The following is a 19,090-nucleotide window of genomic DNA, read 5'->3' as shown; positions in this document are numbered from 1 at the left end:
ATGTGTTCCATCGGGCTCTACACGGCGACCGACCAGCCGGTCACCGCGATCAGGGCGGCCGCCGATCGGCTGTCCGGGGTCGACCTCCTGGTCCGCTCGGGGGCCGCCCTGGACGGTCCGGAGGCGGTTTCGGAGTTCGTCGATCGGCTCGCTCGTTGTGACGTGGCGGTTTTCTGGCTGCACGGCTCCGAATCCCGGCTGCCGGACTTCGAATCCGTCCGCGAACGCCTGGTCGAACGCGGCGTTCCAGTCGTCGTCGCTCGATCGGGCACCGCTACGGGGGACACGGATTCGACCGTCGAGCCGGGGGTTCAGTCCACCGTCCGGGCGTATCTCGACCGCGGCGGGGTGCTCAACATGGAGAACCTGATCAGGTACCTCGCCGACGAGTTCGACGCGGCCGACTGGCCCCACGACGAACCGGTCGATCTGCCCTCGACGGGGGTGTACCACCCGGACCATCCGGGGGCGACGGTCGAGGACCTCCGCGAAACCTTCGACCCGGATCGGCCCACCGTGGGCATCTGGTTCTACGAGAGCCACTGGACGTTCGAGAACACCCGGTACGTGGACAGCCTCGTCAGGGCCCTCCAGTCCGAGGGGGTAAACGCCTTCCCGGTGTTCACGAACCCGACCGGGGAGCGAGACGCCCGCTGGGTCGCCGAGCACTGGTTCAGTGACGAATCGGGTGCGGTCGTCGATGCGGTCCTCACGACGTTCATGTACTCACTGACGATGGACGAACGGGGGCGTTCGGCGAGCGAACCGGCCGACCCCACGACCGGATTCCTCGCGGCGATGGACGTGCCCGTGGTGCAGGCGATGGTCTCGATGCGCTCCCGGGCAGCCTATCGGGCCGACGACGCGGGCCTCCCACCCTTCGAACTGGCCCTCTCCGTGGCTCTGCCCGAACTCGACGGCGTGGTCGTCTCCCACCCGATCAGCGGCAAGGAGCGGGCGGCTGGCACGTGGGACGGGGCGGCCGACGGGACCGCACCCCTCCTCCACCAACCACTCGAAGACCGGGTCGGGCACGCGGCCAGGCTGGTATCGAACTGGGCTCGGCTCGGGCGCAAACCCCCCAGTGACAAGCAAGTTGCGGTGGTCCTCCACAACTATCCCCCCTCGGACGACGGGATCGGGACCGCCTTCGGCCTCGACACGCCGGCGAGCCTGGATCGACTCCTGGATCAGTTGGCCGATCGCGGGTATCGAATCACTGATCGGCCCCCGGATGGCCAGCGGATCGTCGAGCAACTGGTCGAGCAACTCACGCGTGATGCCCGGTGGACCGACCCCGAACAGCCCGAGAGCGGGCTCGCTCGGGTCGAGCCGTCGACCTACCGGGAGTGGTTCACCGACCTGGATTCGGAGCTCGAAGCGGCCATTCGCGAGGAGTGGGGCCCGCCACCGACGGCTCCGATCGACATCCCGGGGGTCGATCTGGGGTCGGTTGTGGTCACCGTCCAGCCCCCACGAGGCTTCGAGGCCGACCCCGAAAAGGTGTATCACGACTCCGCCCTGCAGCCGCCCCACGAGTACGTCGCCGCCTATGGCTGGTTGCGAGAACAGTTCGACGCGGACGCGGTGGTGCACCTGGGCACCCACGGGAGCCTGGAGTGGCTCCCGGGCAAGACCGTGGGGCTCGACGGGGCGAGTGCCCCGGACGGCCTGCTCGACGGCCTGCCGAACGTCTACCCGTACATCGTCAACAACCCGGGCGAAGGCACCCAGGCGACCAGACGGTCCTACGCCACGATCGTCGACCACCTGACCCCACCGATGGACACCGCCGGCGTCCACGAGGACCTCGCCGACCTCGAAACGATGGTCAGGGAGTACCGCGATCGATCCCGGGACGGGGCGAACGACGCCGACCTCACCGGTCTGGCGACCCGCATCCGGGAGCAGGCCCAGGCACAGGATCTAGGCCCGGATTTGGGCATCGACGACATGCAGAATGTCGAAACCGACCGGCTGGTCCGTGAACTGCACGCCTACCTGACCGACGTGAAGACGAGCCAGATCCGGATGGGATTGCACACGCTCGGGGAGCCACCCGCGGGCGAGCGACTCGTGGCGTATCTCGTGGCGCTCACACGCTTTGCGAACCCCGGCGCGCCGAGCTTGCGGGAATCGGTGGCCGGAGCCATGGGAATCGACGCCGAACGAATGATCGAGGAGCCAGCGACCTACGATCCGGCGCTTGGCTCGTTCTATGCCGAGGCCGCAGAGACCGTCTCTGCGCGGAGCCTCGAACTCGTGGGCGCGCTGGCCGAGCGTGACTTCGAAGTCACGAGGGGGGAAATCGAGGCACTCTCGGCGGACCTCCCGGTGCTCGGCGAGAAACGTGATCCGGAGGCGGTCGCTGACCTCCAGGCTGTCCTGTGGTACATCGCGGACGAGCTAGTCCCCCGGATCGAGGCCGCCGAGGACGAGCTTGCGAACACGGCCGCCGCGCTCGCCGGGCAGTACGTCCCGCCGGGTGGAAGTGGGGCCCCGACCCGGGGGAACGCGGACCTGCTGCCGACGGGCCGGAACTTCTACACCCTCGATCCGCGGCGCGTGCCCTCGAAGGCGGCCTGGCAGGTCGGCCAGTCGGTCGCCGAAGGCGTCCTCGATCGCCATCTGGACGAGGAGGGAGCATATCCCGAGGAGGTCGGCGTGGTCGCCTGGGGGACCCCGACGGTTCGGACCCGGGGCGAGACGATCGCCCAGATCCTGGCCCTGCTCGGCGTCGAGCCAGTCTGGACCGACGCCGGCCGGGTCGAGGCGGTCGAGCCAGTCCCCCTCGATGACCTGGGCCGTCCCCGGATCGACGTGACGACCCGAATTTCGGGCCTGTTCAGGGACGCGTTCCCAAGCGTGGCCGGACTCGTCCAGGAGGCCGTCGAGACGGTCGCCAGCCTCGATGAGCCGCCGGCGAAGAACTTCGTGCGCAAGCACGCACTCGAAGCGGGAGAGGAAACGGCAGGCGGGGCTGGCCATCTGGACCTGAAGCGGGTCTTCACGACCCGGCCCGGCGGCTACGGGTCCGGGACGAACAAGGCGATCACCACCGGCGAGTGGGCGGACGAGAGCGACCTCGCCGATGTGTTCGTGAACTGGGGCGGCTACGCCGTGGACGGTGACGGCGAGGTGAAAGCGGCTCACGACGCCCTGGAGGAGCGACTCGAACGGATCGAAGCGACAGTAAAACTCGAAGACACCGCCGAACAGGACGAGTTCGACAGTTCTGACTGGTATGCCTTCCACGGCGGGCTCAAGCGGGCCGTGGCCGACCGGAGCGGCAGCGAACCGGCCTCCTACGTGGGGGACGCGAGCGACCCGGACCGACCGCAGATCTACACCAACGAGGAGAAACTCAGACAGACGATGCGCACCAGAGTACTCAACCCCGACTGGATCGACAGTATGGAAGCACACGACTACAAGGGCGCGGGCGACCTCGCGACCACCGTCGAGATCACGCTGGGCTGGGCGGCGACCACCGACGCAGTCAGCGACACGCTGTGGGAGCAGGTGGCAGACGCGTATGCCTTCGACGAGGATCGACAGGAGTGGTTCATGGACGAGAACCCGTGGGCCTTGGAACACGTGACCGAGACGCTCCTGGAGGCCATCGACCGGGACCTCTGGGCGGCCGACCAGGAGACCATCGACCGGCTTCGGGACCTGCAGTTGTCGGTCGATGGCGAACTCGAAGCGGACCCTGAGGTGGCCCGATGACGGACTCCTACGAAACGGACCTCGGGGCCACGACCGAAGACGGGGAGGCGATCGCCGAAGCGAGCCTCGATATCGTCTCGAAGCTCGTTCCGGGGGACACGCTGCGGGACCGGTTCCGCCGCAAGGCCGTCCACGCGACCGGCGACCCCGAGTTCCAGTATCTCATGCGGTTCGGCAACGACCCCATCCGGAGCGGGGCCGACGCCGTGCTGTCGGGCGAACCGATCGTCACCGACGTGAACATGCCACGTCACGGCATCACCGACCGGGGGCACGACTGCGAGAAGTACACGGCACTGGGCGAGGGGGACGATCGCGCCGAGGAGACGGGGATCACTCGAACCGAAGCCGGCGTTCTCGCACTCGACGAACAGGGGGTCTATGACGACGCCATCGCGGTGATCGGCAACGCCCCGACCGCGGCGCTTTCCCTCGCCGAACGGATCGAAGCGGGAACCCGACCCGCAGCGGTCGTCGCGACACCGGTCGGCTTCATCAAGGCCGCCGAGAGCCGGGCGCGGCTCCGGGAAGTCGGCGAGGCAACTGGGGTCCCGACGATCACGAACGTGGGCCGACGCGGCGGGAGTGGCCTGGCTGCAGCGCTCACGAACGAGCTGATTCACGTCGCGACGGACATCGAGGACGGGGTGATCGAGGCATGAGCGAGTACGACCTCGATTCGGGGCCCGACCCGGCCGACGCGGCCGCCGCCGAGCCGGAGGACACAGCAGCACAGAACCCGGTGATCGCGGTCGGGATCGGGCCTGGGAACACCGACTTCCTCACGAAACGTGGCCGGGACGCGATCGCCCAGGCGGACGTGGTCGTCGGCTTCGGAACGGTCGTCGAGATGGTCGCCGAACTCACCGACGCGGAGTTGCTGACCTGTGGATACAAAGACGAGGCCGAAGCCCTCGCAGCTTTCGGCGATCGAGTCGCCGAAGGGGCCCAGGGAGTGGCGGTACTCATGGGCGATCCGAACCACTCGGGGTATCAGTTCCTCGGGAAAGTCGAAAACGCGGTCGACCGATCGGTCCAGGTCGTCCCGGGCATCTCGGCGATTCAGGTAGCGGCGAGTCGGGCCCGGACGCCCATGGAGGACACCCGATTCGTCACGCTGCACAAGTCCGGGGACATCGAGCCAGGCCTTCAGCGCCTGCGGGCGGTCGTCGGCGAGCGCAACCTGCTGGTGCTGCCCAGACCGTACGACGTGATGCCCGGGGACATCGCCGCCGACCTGCTCGATTCGGGCGCGGATCCCGAACTCGACACGCTCGTCCTGGAAGAACTCACCCACGAGAGCGAGTCGGTGACGAGACTCACGCTGGGGGAACTGGCCGAACACGCCGGCGGTGACGGCCCCGAGGACACGCCCTTTTCCGACCTCTCGGTGCTGGCGGTTCGCGCCCCGCGATAGTCGTGTACAACAACTGAAATTGGTGTATCTCAATCGTAATTGTTTACACCCTCCTCCCGGTAGCGACGAGCAAGGATGGAGCCAGCAGACCGAAAAGGCGGGGCTGGGGGACGGGCCGAAGCCGTCGAGGGCCGGGAACCGACTCGACTCGACCGGCGGACGTTTCTGCGTACGGCCGGCACGGCCCTCGTAACGAGTTCGCTGGCGGGCCTGGCCGGGTGTTCCGGCGGCAGGGAGACACAGCCAACCCTCTCCATCGGGTACAAGCCGAAGTTCGCGGCCCTGCAGTACCTCGTGATGAGCGAGACGGGCACGCTCTCGGAACTCGATGCAGCCGTCGAGCCGACGAACTTCGCGGGGACGGACGCGTCGATCGTGTCCGCTTTTGCCGACGGCGACCTCGACGTCGGCTTTTTCGGGGTCACCCAGACCCTCAAGATGATCGAGAAGGGAGTCCCGGCGACCGGTGTCGCCGCGAATCACAAGAACGGCTTCGTTCTCGTCGGCGAACCCACCTTCGCGGACCAGTTTGAAAGCGAGGGGGCAGACGCGTTCCGACAGCGTAGCGAGGAACGGGGCGAGCCCGTCCAGTTCACCACGGGCCCCGCGGGCGGCATGGGCAACCTCGTCACGACCTACTGGCTCTTCGAGGAACTCGGGCTCTCCCGGGATGTCATCGATATCCAGACCATGGCCGGTATCAAGGCCATTCGACGCTCGCTGCTCTCGGGGAACGCCGCCGGGACGGCACTCGACGAACCGACGCTGACTCGACTCGCAACCGAAGACGCCGCGGTCGAGTACCTCGCCGAGCCCGAGTCCTTCCTCCCCGAGTTGCCGGGCGGTATCATGGTCGTCCGCGATGAACTCCTCGCGGAACGGCCGGCCCTGGCCCGGGACGTCACCAGGGCACACGTCCAGGCGACCGAGTTGATCAACGACCAGCCAGCCGAGGCAGCGGCCGCCGCGAGCGCGGCGATCGGGGACTCCCTCTCGACGGCGACCGCCCGCCAGGCCATCGACTCCGCGGCCTCCACCTACGTCTCCGACCCGCGGGAGATCGAGGCCGGGACCGGCGTCTTCGCGGACTACATGCGTTCGGAGGGACTGCTCGACTCCGACGTTGGCTTTGCCACAGCCTTCGATCTGGAGGTCTACGACGCGGTTTCGAACTGACATGGCAGTCGACTTCGACCTCGACCGGACCGAGGGGATCGACGCCGGGTGGTCAGGGAGCCACGCGTGGCTCGGCGGTTCCCGGCTCCGCCGAGGCGTCGGTGGGACCATCCTCTTCCTCGGCTTCTGGTGGCTCGTGGCCCAGCCCCAGCCGGCCTACCTGCTCCCGACGCCGGTCGAGGTCGGCCAGGCGCTCGTGACCGAACTCGCCAGTGGGGCCGCATTCGTCTATCTCGGGCAGAGCCTGCTCCATTACGTCCCGGGGGTCGTTCTCGGCGTGCTCGCCGGGAGCGGCGTGGGCGTGGCTGCCGGCTGGAATCAGGTCTTCGACGACGCGTCGGCCCCCGTCATCCGGGTGTTGCGGCCCATCCCGCCGCTGGCCTGGATCGTCTTTGCCATCATGTGGTTCGGCTTCGGCCATCTGGGGGCGGCCTTTATCGTCTTCATCGGGGCGTTCTGGATCGCCTTCTACAACGCCTACAGCGGCGTGGAAGACGCCTCGACGGAGCTGATGGAGGCCGCCACGACGCTGGGCGTGGACTCGGACTGGCGGCTGCTCAAGCGGGTCGTCCTCCCCGATGCCACCCCCGCCCTCTTCACCGGGCTCCGGACGAGCGTGGGGCAGAGCTGGATGATGGTGATCGCGGCCGAACTCTTCGGTGCGCCGGGAGTCGGCTACGAGATCATCACGAGCGCCAACAACCTCGCCATGCCGCGGAGCATCGCCTACATGCTGGTCATCAGCGCGGTCTTTCTCCTCTCGGACTGGGCGGTTCGAAGCCTGGAGGGGCGGGCACTCGCGTGGCGACAATGACCGCAAATCACCCCAGCCCCGGAACGATCCGCTTCGACCGCGTCGAGAAGACCTACCAGACTACAGATGGCGGCTATACGACTGCAGTGGCTGACGTGTCACTCACAGTCGAGCCGGGAGAGTTACTGACGGTCGTCGGGCCCTCCGGCTGTGGCAAGACCACGCTGATCCGGCTGGTTGCGGGGCTAGAGGCCCCGACTGCGGGCCGCGTTCAGGTCGATGGCACGGACGTCCCCGGGCCAGCCCCGGAGCGACCCGTCGTCTTCCAGGAGCCCCGGCTCTTCCCCTGGCTCTCCGCCCGGGAGAACGTCGCCTTCGGCCTGCGGGAGACAGATCACACCGAGGCGGAGATACGACAGCGGGCGGCCGAACAGCTGAAATCGGTGGGTCTCGGGGACGCCGGCGGGGCCTACCCGACGGAACTCTCCGGCGGGATGAAACAGCGAGTCGGGCTGGCCCGAGCCCTCGCCGTGCAACCGCCCGTACTGTTGATGGACGAACCGTTCGGGAGTGTCGACGCCCACACCAGCCGGGATCTCCAGGACGACCTGTTGTCAGTCTGGGGTCGGACGGGGCGGACGGTCCTCTTTGTCACCCACGACATCGGCGAGGCGGTCTACCTGGGCGACCGGGTGGTCGTGATGGGGACGGATCCGGGCCACATTCGTGAAACCGTCACCGTCGACGTGGCCCGCCCCCGGGACCGAACCGACCCCGCGCTCGCCGACTATCGCGAGCGGATCCTCGAACTGATCGACGGTAACTAAGGGAGCCACCCACGTTGGGCCGGTATGGATCACGTCTCCCGCAACACAGTCGAGACCGCCGAACCGGTCGATGGCGTTCAGCTGACACTGCTTGCCGCTGGCGAGCGCATGAGCGTCCAGCACTTTCAGATCGAACCGGGCGCGACCGTCCCGGAGCACAGCCATCCCCACGAACAGGTCGGCTACCTCGTGGCCGGGGAGCTAACCTTCCTGATCGAGGGCGAGGAAATCGTCGTGAGTGAGGGAGACTCCTACAGTCTTGCGAGCGTGGAACCACACGGCGTCGAAAACCGAGGCGACACCGTCGTCGAGGGCATCGACGTGTTCAGCCCGCCACGGACCGATCCCGACTGGGCCTGATCAGGCCAACTCGTCGATCGTCGCCGCGACCCGCTGGGCGAACTCGCTGGTGCTTGCCTTCTCGCCGCCCTCGATCTGGCGGTGGAGGTCGTAGGTGACGTACTTCGAGGCGATGGTTTGCTCGACGGCCTCGCCGATCAGGGATGCCGCGTCCTCCCAGCCGAGGTACTCGAAGAGGAGCCGTCCCGAGAGGATCATCGCGGCCGGGTTGACCTTGTCCTGGCCGGCGTACTTGGGCGCGGAGCCGTGGACCGGTTCCGCGAGGACCCGCCCCTCACCGAAGTTCGCGCCCGGGGCGATGCCCAGGCCGCCGATCTGGGCCCCGGCGGCATCAGAGAGATAATCGCCGTTCAGGTTGGGCATCGCGAGCACGTCGTAGTCCTCGGTCCGGGTGAGCAGTTGCTGGAGCATGTTGTCCGCGATACGGTCGTTGACCACGAGGGCGTCTTCGGGCTGCTCGCCGTCCCGCTCCTCCCAGAGCGTGTCCTCGGTGATGACCTCCTCGCCGTACTCCTCCTCGGCGACCTCATAGCCCCAGTCGCGGAACTGGCCCTCGGTGTACTTCATGATGTTGCCCTTGTGGACCAGCGTGACCGAATCCCGGTCGTTTGCCAGGGCATAATCGATGGCCTCCCGGACCAGCCGCTTGGTGTTGAACTCGGTGATCGGCTTGATGCCGATCCCGACCGGGCCCTCGTGGATGCCCGCAGCACCCATCTCCTCCTCGAGGAAGGTCCGGACCTGCTCGACTTCGGGGGTGCCGGCCTCCCACTCGATGCCGGCATAGACGTCCTCGGTGTTCTCCCGGAAGGTCACCATGTCCATCTGCTCGGGGGCCTTCACCGGGGAGGGGACCCCTTCGAGGTAGTAGGTCGGGCGGACGTTCGCATAGAGGTCCAGTTTTTGGCGCAGGGCGACGTTCAGACTGCGGAAGCCAGCGCCGACCGGCGTCGTAAGCGGGCCTTTCAGCGCGACCCTAAACTCCCGGATCGCCTCGACGGTCTCCGCGGGGAGGTTCTCGTCGTACATCTCGCGAGCGGTCTCGCCGGCATAGACGCGCATCCACTCGACGTGTCGGCCCGTCGCCTCCGCAGCGGCCTGAAGGACCTGCTTTGCGGCGGGGGCCACATCCACTCCAATACCGTCACCGTAGAGGATCGGCACGATGGGGTTGTCCGGCACGTCAAGTTCGTCAGCGTCCGCGTCGTAGGTCACCCGCTCGCCGTCCGCGGGCACGTCCACGTGATCGTAGCTCATAGGCGACCGGAGAGGGGGGCGGGCCAAAAGGACTGCCCTTCCCCGGAACCGCGCAATTTTCGCCGCCGGGGGCCGAGGACACGGTATGAAAGTCCTCGCACACGGGGGCGCGGGACACACCCCGGCGGAACCAGCGGCGCGCCAGGCAGCCCTCGATTCGGCCGTCGAGACTGGCGTCACGGCCGAACGCCCGCTCGACGCGGTGGAAACCACGCTCCGGCGACTGGAGGACGACCCCCGCTTCAACGCCGGCGTGGGAAGCGCCGTCCAGAGCGACGGAGTGATCCGGACCGACGCCGGCCTGATGACCGGCGAGGGGCAGATCGGCGCGGCGGCCGCCATGCCCGGCGTTCAGCACGCCGCGAGCGTCGCCCGAATCGTTCTCGCGGAGACACCACACGTCATGGTCGCCGGGGACCGGGCCAGCGCCCTGGCCGCCGAGTTCGGGATCGAGACCGAGGCCGACCTCTGGACCGAGCGCTCGCGAGAACGCTGGGCCGACGCCTCGCCACCCGAGGGCGGCCCGCGCGCCCAGCTGGACTGGGTTCGCGAGCAGTTCGGCGGCCACGACACGATTGGAGCAGTTGCCACCGACGGCGACGCCATCGCGGTCGGGACCTCGACCGGCGGCCGCTGGTTCGCGCTTGCGGGGCGAGTTGGTGATGTCCCCCAGGTCGGCAGCGGCTTCTACGCGAGCGAACGGGCCGCCGCGAGCGCCACTGGGGCCGGCGAGGACATCGCTCAGGTCACACTCTCCCGGCTGGCCGTCGACCTGGTCGAGTCCGGTGCCGACCCGGCCACCGCAGCCGAGCGCGCACTCGCAGCGTTCGAGGAGCTGACGGGCTCGACCGCCGGACTGATCGTGCTCGACCCCTCGGGCGACCGGGGGAGGGCGTTCAATTCAGCCGCGATGCAGACCGCCTGGCGAGCCGACTGACCCACAAGCGCTTTCTCCCTGTCGGCTGAATCCGGGGCCATGGAAGACGTGGACCTCTCCGCCGAGCGCTTCGAGAAGTACCGGGAGGCCGGGGATATCCTCCGGGAGACACTCGACGCTGCCGCCGAGAAAGTCGAGCCCGGTGCCAGCCACCTGGACGTCGCCGAGTTCGCCGAGGCACAGATCGAGGCCGCCGGGGCCGAGCCGGCCTTCCCGGCGAACATCAGCATCGACGAGGAGGCCTCACACGCCTCCCCGGGTCGGGACGACGAGAGCGAGTTCCACGAGGGCGAACTGGTCTGTCTGGACGTGGGCGTGCACGTCGACGGCTGGATCGCCGACGCGGCCATCAGCGTGGATCTGGGCGATCACACGGACCTAATCGAGGCGGCTGAGGAGGCACTCGACGCGGCGATCGAGGTCGCCGGGCCGGGCGTACACACCGGCGAGATCGGGGCCGAGATCCAGGACGTCATCGAGGCGTATGGCTACAACCCGGTCGTGAACCTGAGCGGCCACGGGCTCGCGGAGTACGACGCCCACACGAACCCGACCATTCCCAACCGGGGGGTCGACACCGGCGTCGAACTCGAAGTCGGGGACGTGATCGCGATCGAGCCCTTCGCCACCGACGGCGGCGGGACCGTCTCGGAGGGCCAGAAGACCGAGATCTACTCGCTGCGACAAGAGCGGTCGGTGCGAAACCGCCGGGCCCGGGAGCTGCTCGGGGAGATCGTCGAGCGCTACGACCGGTTGCCCTTCGCGGCCCGGTGGTTCGAGGGGGCCCGGACCGACATGACGCTGAACCGGCTGACCCAGCAGAACGTCCTGGAGAGCTATCCGGTGCTGAAGGGCCCGGACGGCACGAAGATCAGCCAGGCCGAGCACACGATGATCGTCACCGAGGACGGCGTCGAGCTCACCACAGACTGACCCAACAGTTACCTCCGCCCCGGGCCATCCCCCGGTATGGACACTATCTTCTCGCCCTGGCGGATCGACTGGGTCGAGCGGAACCCGGCCGAAGACGAGATCGAGGGCTGTCCCTTCTGTGTGTTGCCCGAGCGAGACACCGACCGGGACAGCCGCATCCTCGCCCGCAACGACCAGGCCTTCGTCATCCTGAACAACTACCCCTACAACCCCGGTCACGCGATGGTGGTTCCCTACGAGCACACCGGCGAGTACCGGGCTCTGGACGACGACACTCTGCTGGGACACAGTCGCCTCCTCCAGCAGACACTCGAAGCGCTGGATCGGGCCCTCTCACCCAGCGGGTTCAACACGGGATACAACCTCGGGGATGGGGCCGCTGGCGGGTCGATCAACGACCACGTCCACGCCCACGTCGTGCCCCGATGGCGTGGGGACACCAACTTCATGCCGGTCATCGCGGACACGAAGATGATCGTCGAGGCCGTCGATGACACCTACGAACGCGTCCACGAGGCTTTCGGGACGCTTCCGGACGCGACAGTCCCCGGACCCGGCCAGGCCGTCGAGCTCTGAACGACCATCTTGCGGTTCTACGGCCCCGAAAACTGCCGATAACGGTTTTGCCCTTGCGGGCGAATATTGACGGATGAGCGAACTGGCACTCACCAGCACCGGCACCCAGTCGATCCGGCCAGCGGCCCTCTACTGGCCGCTCGCCGTCTGGGCAGTTATGGCCGTACTCGCGGTACTCAACGGCGGATTCAGGGAAATCGTCCTCGTCCCGCGACTGGGTACGTATCCGGCCCACGTCCTCAGCACGCTCCTGCTCGTGGCCGTAATTGGTCTGGTCGCGGCCTGGTACTTCGGCTGGACAGAAATATCACACACCCAGGCTGAGTTGTTGCTCATCGGCGGGCTCTGGACCCTGTTGACGATCGGCTTCGAGTTTCTCGTTGGCTTTCTCGCTGGCGAGCCGGTGGGAACCACACTCGCACAGTACGACGTGCTCGCCGGCCGGATCTGGGTGCTCGTCCCGATCGTGCTGTTCGTCGCCCCGCTATTTTTCGGCCGCTAGTCGGGAACACTCTTCCCCACGGCGAGTCTGGGTGACGTATGCCCACGGTTCACGAACTGCGAAACGAGATCCGGGTCGCCGTCGGCCGACACGAGCGGATCGAATCGACGGGATTCACCAAAGAGGCACTCGCGGCCATCTGTGCGGCCGTCGGAGCGCCGGTCGACACTGGCCGACTCCCGCCGAAAGCGGAGATGCGGAATCGGATCGCCAAGGCCCTCGAACTGGGGGCGGAGTCGTTCGATCGGTCGTTCAGGAAGGCCGAACTGGCGGCGATCGCGAGCGCCGTGCGCGAGTGAGCGGGACACACCTATTGTGATCGGCCCGTGACTACAGCGTATGGCGGAACTGACGTTTCACGGACTCGACATTGGGCTCGTCGAGCCCGGCGACGATCTGATCGAGCGGATCCTCGAAACCACGGCTACGGAGTTCCCGCTTGAAGACGGCGACGTCGTCGTCTGTACCTCGAAGGTCGTCTCGATCGCAAACGAGCGACTCGTCGAGGCCGATTCGGTCACAGTCGACGACCGGGCGCGCCGGGTTGCGGCCGCCACCGGCCTCGACCCCCGCGAAGTGGCCCTGATCTACGAGGAAAGTGCGGTCCTGGGTGCGGTTCCGGTGAGCGAGATCGCCGAGGAGCACCTCATGGATCACACCGCCGATGACGGATCGGGTCACGCCGCGCTGAAGAAGATGCCCGCCGCGCTCCTGACCGAGCGAAACGGTCGGCTCTGTTCGAACGCCGGCATCGACTGGTCGAACACGCCGCCAGGGACGATGGCCCGACTCCCGAAAGACCCGGACGCGAGCGCCCGGCGAATTCGGGAGGCGATCGCCGAGCGGACCGACACCGAAGTGGCCGTGATCCTGGCCGACTCGGAGATCGTCGGCCCGGGGTCGATGGACCTGGCGATCGGGGTCTCGGGAATCGAGGCCATCGACCGGAACTACGGCCACGCGGACCTCCACGGCCAGCCGAAGCCGGGCGGGATGGATCGAGTCGCGAGCGAACTCACCGCGGGGTCGGCACTCCTGTTCGGGCAGAGCGACGAGCGAACCCCGGTGGTCGTCGTCAGAGGGCTCGATTACGAATCCGGGGAGGGGCGGGCGTCCTCGGCCGGGCTACTGCGAGCGGGAGTCAAGAAGAGCCTGGAGCTAACCGCCCGGATCAAGGCCAGGGAGTGGTTCTAAACCGGCTCGCCGAAGGCGTAGAAGGTGTTGTGATCCGTGATCGTAACCTCGAATCGCTCGCCGAGTGAGCGGTCCCCGGCCAGTTCGCCCGGGACGACGATCCGGTGGTAGGCGTCGTCGTAGGCCTGAATCGAGTCCCCCGTGCCCGGTTCGACGGCCATGACCTCACGTCGGGTGCCCAGCAGGTCCTCGTGGACCGCCCCGACGATCGCCTCCTTGCGTGCCGAGAGGTCCTTCGAGCGCTCCTTCTTGACCGTGCCGCCGAGTCCCTTTATCTCGGCCGCGTCGGTCCCCGGGCGCTTCGAGAAGCGGGTGACGTTGATGGTCTCGGGTTCGACAGCCTCCAGGAGATCCACGCTCTCCTGGTGGTCGGCCTCGGTCTCCGTGGGGAAGCCGACGACGAAATCCGTCGCCAGCGTCCACTCATCGAGGGTCCGATCGAGGGTGTTGACGATCTCGCGGAACTCCGCGACTGAGTGCTGGCGACGCATTGCGTCGAGGACGGAATCCGAGCCCGACTGGACCGGCAGGTGGAGGAAGTTGTAGAGTTTCGGGCACTCCGCGAGCAGCGTGGCGATCTCCTCCCGGACCGGGTAGATCCCCCAGGGGTTTGCCATCCCGATCCGGACCCGGAAGTCCCCGTCGAGATCACACAGTCCACGGAGCAACTCCGGGAGCCATCGCTCGCCCTGATCGAGGCCGTAGACGCCCGTGTCCTGGCCGGTGATCCGGATCTCCTGGGCCCCCGCGTCGAGCAGTTCGCGGGCCCGGTCGAGGTTTCGCTCGACCGGCGGCGAGTCGATGCGCCCGGTCGCGGCCTTGGTGATGCAGTACGAGCAGTCGCTCATACAGCCACGTGCGAGGGGCAGAATACCGATTACACCATCTAAAATCGGTTCGGTATCTGGGGTGACAGTCGGACACTCCCCGTTGCCGACCGCCTGGGGCACCTCGTCCCAGCCAAGCACCTGGGCGTCCACGCCGGCATCCTCGAAGGCCGTCTCCTGGGCCAGCGCCATACAGCCGGTGACGATGAGATCCGTTCCAGAATCGAGTTCGGTGGCCCGGCGGAGCATGTTGTTCTCCGTGGTCTCGATCACGGTGCAGGTGTTGAGGATCACCACATCGGCGGCCTCGGGTGACTCGACCGGCCGGTGCCCGCCGTCACGGAGCCGCCGCTCGATGTGGCGGCTCTCGCCCCGGTTGGCCGTGCACCCGTAGGTCTCGATGTAGTACCGGGCCATCGACTCAGGGTTGTCCCGAACCCGGAAAAGCGTCGCGCTTGGGGCCGATTGGACGGCTACTCGGGCGCGCCCGAGAGAATCTCGACTCCCGAACTCGCCCCGATGCGCTCGGCCCCGGCCTCGAGCATCGCCATCGCCGCCTCGTAGCTCCCGATGCCGCCGCTGGCCTTCACTGGTCGGTATTCGGCCAGCAGTTCGACGTCTTCGACTGTGGCCCCACCGCCCCCAAAGCCGGTCGCGGTCTTCAGGAAGTCCACGCCGGCGGCCACGGCGGCCTCGCCGGCGGCGTGTTTCTCCGCCTCGGAGAGCAGCGGCGCCTCGACGATGACCTTGACTGGGACGGAGACGGCCTCGACGATTGCGGCGAGTTCATCCCTGACGGCATCAGTTTCGCCCGCTTGCAGTCGACCGACGTTGAGGACCACGTCGAGTTCGTCAGCGCCCGCCTCGACGGCCCGGACTGCCTCCTCGCGTTTGATCGCCGGGTCGTGCTGGCCGTGTGGGAACCCGATCACGGTGGCGATGGTCGTCTCCGCTTCGGCCAGATCACGGGCTTCGGCCACGTAACACGGCGGAATACAGACGTTCATGCCCCACGCTTCGGCTTCCTCGATCACCTGGCGCACGTCGGCCATGGTCGTCTCCGGGCCGAGAACCGTATGATCGATGTGCCCCGCGAGTTCGTCCTGCTTCATGGCCGCCCGAACGGGTGGCACAGGCAAAAAGGACCCTCACTCAGGGCATCCCGCGAGCCCGACCGAGGGCCGTCGCGAGTTCCTCGGCCAGGGCTGCCTGCAGGTGCGCACGGTAGGCTGGCCGGGTGACGAGCCCGCGGCTTCGATCGACCACGGTCACCTCGCCGTGAACGACGTACGAATCGGCGTTCGTGACGACCAGTGCGGACTCCTCGGTCGCCAGGCCGGTCGCGAGGGTCACGTTCCCCGACCCGACGAAGGCAAAGCTGGCGGTCACGCGACCGCTGGGCGCAACAGGGTTGTACTGAACCGAACGTTCGCGAAGTTCGACGACCAGAAGCGAGCCGTTCCAGTCGACGGTCGGCTCTGGAGCCTGCTCGATCGACTGGAACCGCGTCGAGAGGTCGGCAGCGAGGTCACCACGCAGCATCGAGGCGTGTGGGTTCTCGCCCAGGACGACGAGTTGAACTGGGCGCTCGACCGGCGCAGCCGCATCACCGAGCTGGCTCGTCCCGACCGAGGAGTCCGCTGTCGTCTCGGATTCCAGCACCCGGAAGTCCGCGAACGCGAAGAGAGCTGCCAGCAGGGCGAGGAGCAGAACCGCGACGAGGATGATGCGACGAGTGTCCATACCTTACATACTTGACACGCGATGCTGTAGTTATCGGTCCGATCCGGGGGCGATTTTTTGGCCCGTGCCCGTCAATGGGACCTATGCCCATCGAGGAGGTCGAGGAGACCGCCGAGGCCATCGAGACCATGGAGATCCGTGGGGCGGCCACCATCGCCGGGGCGGCCGCGGCGGCCCTGGGGAGTCAGGCCGCGGCGAGCGAGGCCACCGACCCCGAGGCCTTCGAGGCCGAACTCCGGGCGGCCGCCCGGACCCTCTATCAGACACGCCCGACGGCGGTGAGCCTCCCGAACGCGCTGCGATTCGTCCTCCAGGACCTCGAGGGATCGACCGTCGAGGAGCTTCGGGACACCGTCCTGACCCGGACACAAAAGTTCCGTGCGGACCTCGAACACGCCCAGGAGCGGCTGGGCCGAATCGGCGCGAACCGGCTGCGGGACGGTGACGTCATCATGACCCACTGTCACTCCACCGACGCGCTGGCGACGGTGGAACACGCCGTCGAAGCCGGGAAAGACATCGAAGCCATCGTGAAGGAGACACGCCCGCGAAACCAGGGGCACATCACGGCCCAGCGGCTCCGCGAACTCGGCGTCCCGGTGACGTTGATCGTCGACAGCGCCGCCCATCGCTATCTCAACGACGTCGATCACGTCCTCGTCGGAGCCGACAGCATCGCCGCGGATGGTTCGGTGATCAACAAGATCGGAACGAGCGGGCTGGCAGTCAGCGCCCGCGATCGGGGCACGCCCATCGTGGTCGCAGCCCAGACAATCAAGCTCCATCCCGGCACGCTCACGGGCCATACAGTCGAGATCGAGATGCGCGAGGAGAGCGAGGTCATCTCCCAGGCGGACCGCGAGAAAATCGGGGAGATCACCGTAAAGAACCCGGCCTTCGACGTCACGCCGCCCCGGCACGTCGACGCGATCATCACCGAGCGGGGCCAGTACCCGCCCGAGAGCATCGTCTCGCTCATGCGGGAACTCTACGGTGACGTGGACGAGGAGCCCTGGGCGGAGCCGAACTGAGACCCCGACCGGCCAAGGACAACGCTTTCGGCCCCGGGCGGGCGAGTGAGAGTATGTTGCTACCGACCGGGTCGACGCTGCCACCGCTCCCCTATCTGGTGGGGCTGGCGGCCGCGTTGCTGGTGGTGAGCGCCTGGCTGTACCGCCGGAACGTGGCACTGCAGACCCGCACCGTGCTGGCGCTCGCGCCGTGGATGGTGCTGGGGTCGGCGCTTTACGTCTGCTATCAGATCGGGGCCGTCCCGGCCGCGCTCGCCCCGCTTTTCAGTTCGCCGACGGTCTATGTCTCGACAGCGGTGCTCGCCGGCGTGGTCTGGGCGCTCGCGAGTCGGTTCGAGGCCACCGACCGCTGGCTGGCCGGCGCCGGTGTGGCCCTCTCGGTGTTGCCCATCGGCGTTGCCATCGCCGTCGCGCTGGAGGCTGGCTCGTTCAGGCCCGGATGGTCGCTCGTCGGCGCGGTGCTCGCCGGCCTGGTGGCGCTTCTCATCTGGTACGCGCTGGGCCAGTTCCAGCCGGAAACGACGGCCATCCTCGGACCGGCCGGTGGGGTGGCAGTCTTCGCGCACGTCCTGGATGGCATCTCCACGACGATCGGAATCGACGTGTTGCAGTTCGGCGAGCAGACCCCCCTCTCGGCGGCGCTCATCGAACTCGGGGCCGCGCTCCCGACCGCGCCGTACCTCGGCACTGGCTGGGTGTTCGCCCTGGTGAAGATCGCGCTGGGCGTCGCCGTCGTCTGGTTCATCGCCGATCTGGTCCGGGATGACCCGCCACTGGGGAACGGGCTACTCCTGGTGATCACGGCCGTCGGACTGGGGCCCGCAACACACAACCTGATTCTCTTCGCCGTCGCCGGGCCCGCCGGGGTTTAACACCCAGCGGGGCCCAGGGGCAGATATGGGTCGGATCATCGCCGCCGGGCACCTCAACTGGGATGTCACCCTGCGGGTGACGGCGCTCCCGGACCCTGATGGGGAGGCCCAGATCACCGAGCAGCACCGGGCCGGGGGCGGCAGCGCGGCCAACGTCGCCAGTGCGCTCGCCGGCTTCGACCTGGCGGCCGGCCTGATCGGGAGTGTTGGCACCGACCAACACGGCCGGATGGCGACCCGCGAGCTCAGAACCCAGGGAGTGGACACCGACGGTGTGGTCACCGTCGAGGGCGAGACGACGGTCAAGTACATCGTCGTGGACGAAGCCGGCGAGGTCATGGTGCTGGCCAACGACGGCGTGAACGAGGCCATCGGGCCCGAGGCCGTCGAGTCGGCGATGGTCGAGGGGGCCGATCACGTTCATCTCACCGGCCAGCGTCCGGATACGGCAGCGGCGCTCATCGAAGTCGCGAACGCGGCCGGCCTCACGGTGAGCTTCGATCCCGGCCGGCGGATCGAACAGCGGGCCTTCGAGCCACTCCTGGACCAGGTGGACGTCCTCCTCCTCAACGAGCGGGAGGCAACCGCCGTGTTTCCCGCCGCGTCCGGGCCCCCGATCGAGCGGGCGGCCAGCCCCGACCGGGTCATCGTCGTCAAGCGCGGCGCGGACGGCGCGAGTGTGTACACGGGACGTGAGGCCCACCATCATCCAGGGTATGACGTCGAGGCCGTCGACACCACCGGAGCGGGGGACGCCTTCGCGGCCGGGTTCCTGGCCGCCACCGTCGGCGGGGAGTCCTTCGAGCAGCCATCGAGCGGAGCCGAACCCGATTACGAGCGGGCGCTCGCGGTCGCGAACGGAAGCGGCGCGCTCACGGTCCAGGCGGCCGGGGCCCGGTCGGCACCCAGTCGGGCTGCACTCGCGGCCTTCCTCGCCGAGCGGGCTGACTAACTC

The 19,090-nt window shown here is 67.8% G+C and carries 20 protein-coding genes; 16 read left to right on the top strand and 4 right to left on the bottom strand.

What is annotated here, in order from left to right; translation table 11 throughout:
* The 7 genes from cobN (at position 1) to RH831_RS04100 (ending at position 8,263) form a co-directional block, all read left to right on the top strand.
* Positions 1-3,729 carry a cobaltochelatase subunit CobN gene (cobN, locus tag RH831_RS04130; RefSeq protein WP_310552998.1) on the top strand — a complete coding sequence of 1,243 codons (3,729 nt, stop codon included), beginning with the start codon at positions 1-3 and terminating at the stop codon, positions 3,727-3,729.
* The gene (locus RH831_RS04125) at positions 3,726-4,391 is read left to right on the top strand and encodes a precorrin-8X methylmutase (RefSeq protein WP_310552997.1); all 666 of its coding nucleotides are present in this window, start codon (positions 3,726-3,728) and stop codon (positions 4,389-4,391) included. The genes cobN and RH831_RS04125 overlap by 4 nt, the downstream gene beginning before the upstream one ends.
* Entirely contained in the window at positions 4,388-5,146 is a 759-nt protein-coding gene (locus tag RH831_RS04120; RefSeq protein ID WP_310552996.1) for a cobalt-precorrin-7 (C(5))-methyltransferase, read from the top strand. Before RH831_RS04125 ends, RH831_RS04120 begins: the two co-directional genes overlap by 4 nt.
* 75 nt (positions 5,147-5,221) lie before the next feature.
* A complete protein-coding gene (locus RH831_RS04115; protein ID WP_310552995.1) occupies positions 5,222-6,322 on the top strand; it encodes an ABC transporter substrate-binding protein in 1,101 nt (366 codons plus the stop codon).
* A 1-nt stretch (position 6,323) separates the two neighbouring features.
* Positions 6,324-7,136, top strand: coding sequence for an ABC transporter permease (locus RH831_RS04110; protein WP_310552994.1), 813 nt, complete (start codon positions 6,324-6,326; stop codon positions 7,134-7,136).
* Positions 7,133-7,903 (top strand): ABC transporter ATP-binding protein, encoded by a 771-nt coding sequence (locus RH831_RS04105; RefSeq protein ID WP_310552993.1) that lies wholly within the window; start codon positions 7,133-7,135, stop codon positions 7,901-7,903. Before RH831_RS04110 ends, RH831_RS04105 begins: the two co-directional genes overlap by 4 nt.
* Positions 7,904-7,927: 24 nt before the next feature.
* Positions 7,928-8,263 (top strand): cupin domain-containing protein, encoded by a 336-nt coding sequence (locus RH831_RS04100; protein ID WP_070365673.1) that lies wholly within the window; start codon positions 7,928-7,930, stop codon positions 8,261-8,263.
* Here RH831_RS04100 and icd read toward each other — a convergent pair whose 3' ends face one another.
* Positions 8,264-9,520 (bottom strand): isocitrate dehydrogenase (NADP(+)), encoded by a 1,257-nt coding sequence (gene icd / locus RH831_RS04095; RefSeq protein WP_310552992.1) that lies wholly within the window; start codon positions 9,518-9,520, stop codon positions 8,264-8,266. It abuts the gene before it with no gap.
* A gap of 85 nt (positions 9,521-9,605) precedes the next feature.
* On the opposite strand from icd, the gene RH831_RS04090 reads away from it, so the two are divergent.
* From RH831_RS04090 to RH831_RS04065, 6 genes are all read left to right on the top strand, one after another.
* Positions 9,606-10,457, top strand: coding sequence for an isoaspartyl peptidase/L-asparaginase (locus RH831_RS04090; RefSeq protein ID WP_310552991.1), 852 nt, complete (start codon positions 9,606-9,608; stop codon positions 10,455-10,457).
* A gap of 39 nt (positions 10,458-10,496) precedes the next feature.
* A complete protein-coding gene (gene map, locus RH831_RS04085) occupies positions 10,497-11,390 on the top strand; it encodes a type II methionyl aminopeptidase (RefSeq protein ID WP_310552990.1) in 894 nt (297 codons plus the stop codon).
* Positions 11,391-11,426: 36 nt separating this feature from the next.
* Complete coding sequence (locus RH831_RS04080; protein ID WP_310552989.1) at positions 11,427-11,966, top strand: HIT domain-containing protein; 540 nt, start codon at positions 11,427-11,429, stop codon at positions 11,964-11,966.
* Between the two features lie 73 nt (positions 11,967-12,039).
* Complete coding sequence (locus RH831_RS04075) at positions 12,040-12,468, top strand: hypothetical protein (protein WP_310552988.1); 429 nt, start codon at positions 12,040-12,042, stop codon at positions 12,466-12,468.
* A gap of 38 nt (positions 12,469-12,506) precedes the next feature.
* Positions 12,507-12,767 (top strand): hypothetical protein, encoded by a 261-nt coding sequence (locus RH831_RS04070; protein WP_310552987.1) that lies wholly within the window; start codon positions 12,507-12,509, stop codon positions 12,765-12,767.
* 40 nt (positions 12,768-12,807) lie between these two features.
* Positions 12,808-13,662, top strand: coding sequence for a coenzyme F420-0:L-glutamate ligase (locus tag RH831_RS04065; RefSeq protein ID WP_310552986.1), 855 nt, complete (start codon positions 12,808-12,810; stop codon positions 13,660-13,662).
* Here the strand turns inward: RH831_RS04065 and RH831_RS04060 are convergent.
* From RH831_RS04060 to RH831_RS04050, 3 genes are read right to left on the bottom strand one after another with little or no spacing between them, the layout of a single operon-like run.
* Positions 13,659-14,906, bottom strand: a complete 1,248-nt coding sequence (locus tag RH831_RS04060) for a tRNA (N(6)-L-threonylcarbamoyladenosine(37)-C(2))-methylthiotransferase (RefSeq protein WP_310552985.1) — start codon at positions 14,904-14,906, stop codon at positions 13,659-13,661. The two genes, RH831_RS04065 and RH831_RS04060, sit on opposite strands and share 4 nt — an antisense overlap.
* A 56-nt stretch (positions 14,907-14,962) precedes the next feature.
* On the bottom strand, positions 14,963-15,601 hold the full coding sequence (deoC, locus tag RH831_RS04055) for a deoxyribose-phosphate aldolase (RefSeq protein ID WP_310552984.1): 639 nt from the start codon (positions 15,599-15,601) through the stop codon (positions 14,963-14,965).
* A 40-nt stretch (positions 15,602-15,641) separates the two neighbouring features.
* Entirely contained in the window at positions 15,642-16,232 is a 591-nt protein-coding gene (locus RH831_RS04050; RefSeq protein ID WP_310552983.1) for a hypothetical protein, read from the bottom strand.
* Between the two features lie 74 nt (positions 16,233-16,306).
* On the opposite strand from RH831_RS04050, the gene RH831_RS04045 reads away from it, so the two are divergent.
* From RH831_RS04045 to RH831_RS04035, 3 genes are read left to right on the top strand one after another with little or no spacing between them, the layout of a single operon-like run.
* Positions 16,307-17,263: a ribose 1,5-bisphosphate isomerase gene (locus tag RH831_RS04045; RefSeq protein ID WP_396275421.1), complete on the top strand. Its 957-nt coding sequence runs from the start codon at positions 16,307-16,309 to the stop codon at positions 17,261-17,263.
* 53 nt (positions 17,264-17,316) lie between these two features.
* On the top strand, positions 17,317-18,135 hold the full coding sequence (locus RH831_RS04040; protein WP_310552981.1) for a DUF63 family protein: 819 nt from the start codon (positions 17,317-17,319) through the stop codon (positions 18,133-18,135).
* A 25-nt stretch (positions 18,136-18,160) separates the two neighbouring features.
* Complete coding sequence (locus RH831_RS04035) at positions 18,161-19,087, top strand: PfkB family carbohydrate kinase (protein ID WP_310552980.1); 927 nt, start codon at positions 18,161-18,163, stop codon at positions 19,085-19,087.
* Positions 19,088-19,090 lie beyond the last annotated feature (3 nt).

It is taken from the genome of Halodesulfurarchaeum sp. HSR-GB (assembly GCF_031432215.1).
Lineage (GTDB): Archaea > Halobacteriota > Halobacteria > Halobacteriales > Halobacteriaceae > Halodesulfurarchaeum.
This window is presented reverse-complemented; position numbering and strand designations above follow the sequence as displayed.

Bases quoted from the DNA above. Each gene is read 5' to 3' on its own strand.
- cobN (WP_310552998.1), top strand. From the start codon at position 1: ATGTGTTCCATCGGGCTCTACACGGCGACCGACCAGCCGGTCACCGCG.
- RH831_RS04125 (WP_310552997.1), top strand. From the start codon at position 3,726: ATGACGGACTCCTACGAAACGGACCTCGGGGCCACGACCGAAGACGGG.
- RH831_RS04120 (WP_310552996.1), top strand. From the start codon at position 4,388: ATGAGCGAGTACGACCTCGATTCGGGGCCCGACCCGGCCGACGCGGCC.
- RH831_RS04115 (WP_310552995.1), top strand. From the start codon at position 5,222: ATGGAGCCAGCAGACCGAAAAGGCGGGGCTGGGGGACGGGCCGAAGCC.
- RH831_RS04110 (WP_310552994.1), top strand. From the start codon at position 6,324: ATGGCAGTCGACTTCGACCTCGACCGGACCGAGGGGATCGACGCCGGG.
- RH831_RS04105 (WP_310552993.1), top strand. From the start codon at position 7,133: ATGACCGCAAATCACCCCAGCCCCGGAACGATCCGCTTCGACCGCGTC.
- RH831_RS04100 (WP_070365673.1), top strand. From the start codon at position 7,928: ATGGATCACGTCTCCCGCAACACAGTCGAGACCGCCGAACCGGTCGAT.
- icd (WP_310552992.1), bottom strand. From the start codon at position 9,520: ATGAGCTACGATCACGTGGACGTGCCCGCGGACGGCGAGCGGGTGACC.
- RH831_RS04090 (WP_310552991.1), top strand. From the start codon at position 9,606: ATGAAAGTCCTCGCACACGGGGGCGCGGGACACACCCCGGCGGAACCA.
- map (WP_310552990.1), top strand. From the start codon at position 10,497: ATGGAAGACGTGGACCTCTCCGCCGAGCGCTTCGAGAAGTACCGGGAG.
- RH831_RS04080 (WP_310552989.1), top strand. From the start codon at position 11,427: ATGGACACTATCTTCTCGCCCTGGCGGATCGACTGGGTCGAGCGGAAC.
- RH831_RS04075 (WP_310552988.1), top strand. From the start codon at position 12,040: ATGAGCGAACTGGCACTCACCAGCACCGGCACCCAGTCGATCCGGCCA.
- RH831_RS04070 (WP_310552987.1), top strand. From the start codon at position 12,507: ATGCCCACGGTTCACGAACTGCGAAACGAGATCCGGGTCGCCGTCGGC.
- RH831_RS04065 (WP_310552986.1), top strand. From the start codon at position 12,808: ATGGCGGAACTGACGTTTCACGGACTCGACATTGGGCTCGTCGAGCCC.
- RH831_RS04060 (WP_310552985.1), bottom strand. From the start codon at position 14,906: ATGGCCCGGTACTACATCGAGACCTACGGGTGCACGGCCAACCGGGGC.
- deoC (WP_310552984.1), bottom strand. From the start codon at position 15,601: ATGAAGCAGGACGAACTCGCGGGGCACATCGATCATACGGTTCTCGGC.
- RH831_RS04050 (WP_310552983.1), bottom strand. From the start codon at position 16,232: ATGGACACTCGTCGCATCATCCTCGTCGCGGTTCTGCTCCTCGCCCTG.
- RH831_RS04045 (WP_396275421.1), top strand. From the start codon at position 16,307: ATGGGACCTATGCCCATCGAGGAGGTCGAGGAGACCGCCGAGGCCATC.
- RH831_RS04040 (WP_310552981.1), top strand. From the start codon at position 17,317: ATGTTGCTACCGACCGGGTCGACGCTGCCACCGCTCCCCTATCTGGTG.
- RH831_RS04035 (WP_310552980.1), top strand. From the start codon at position 18,161: ATGGGTCGGATCATCGCCGCCGGGCACCTCAACTGGGATGTCACCCTG.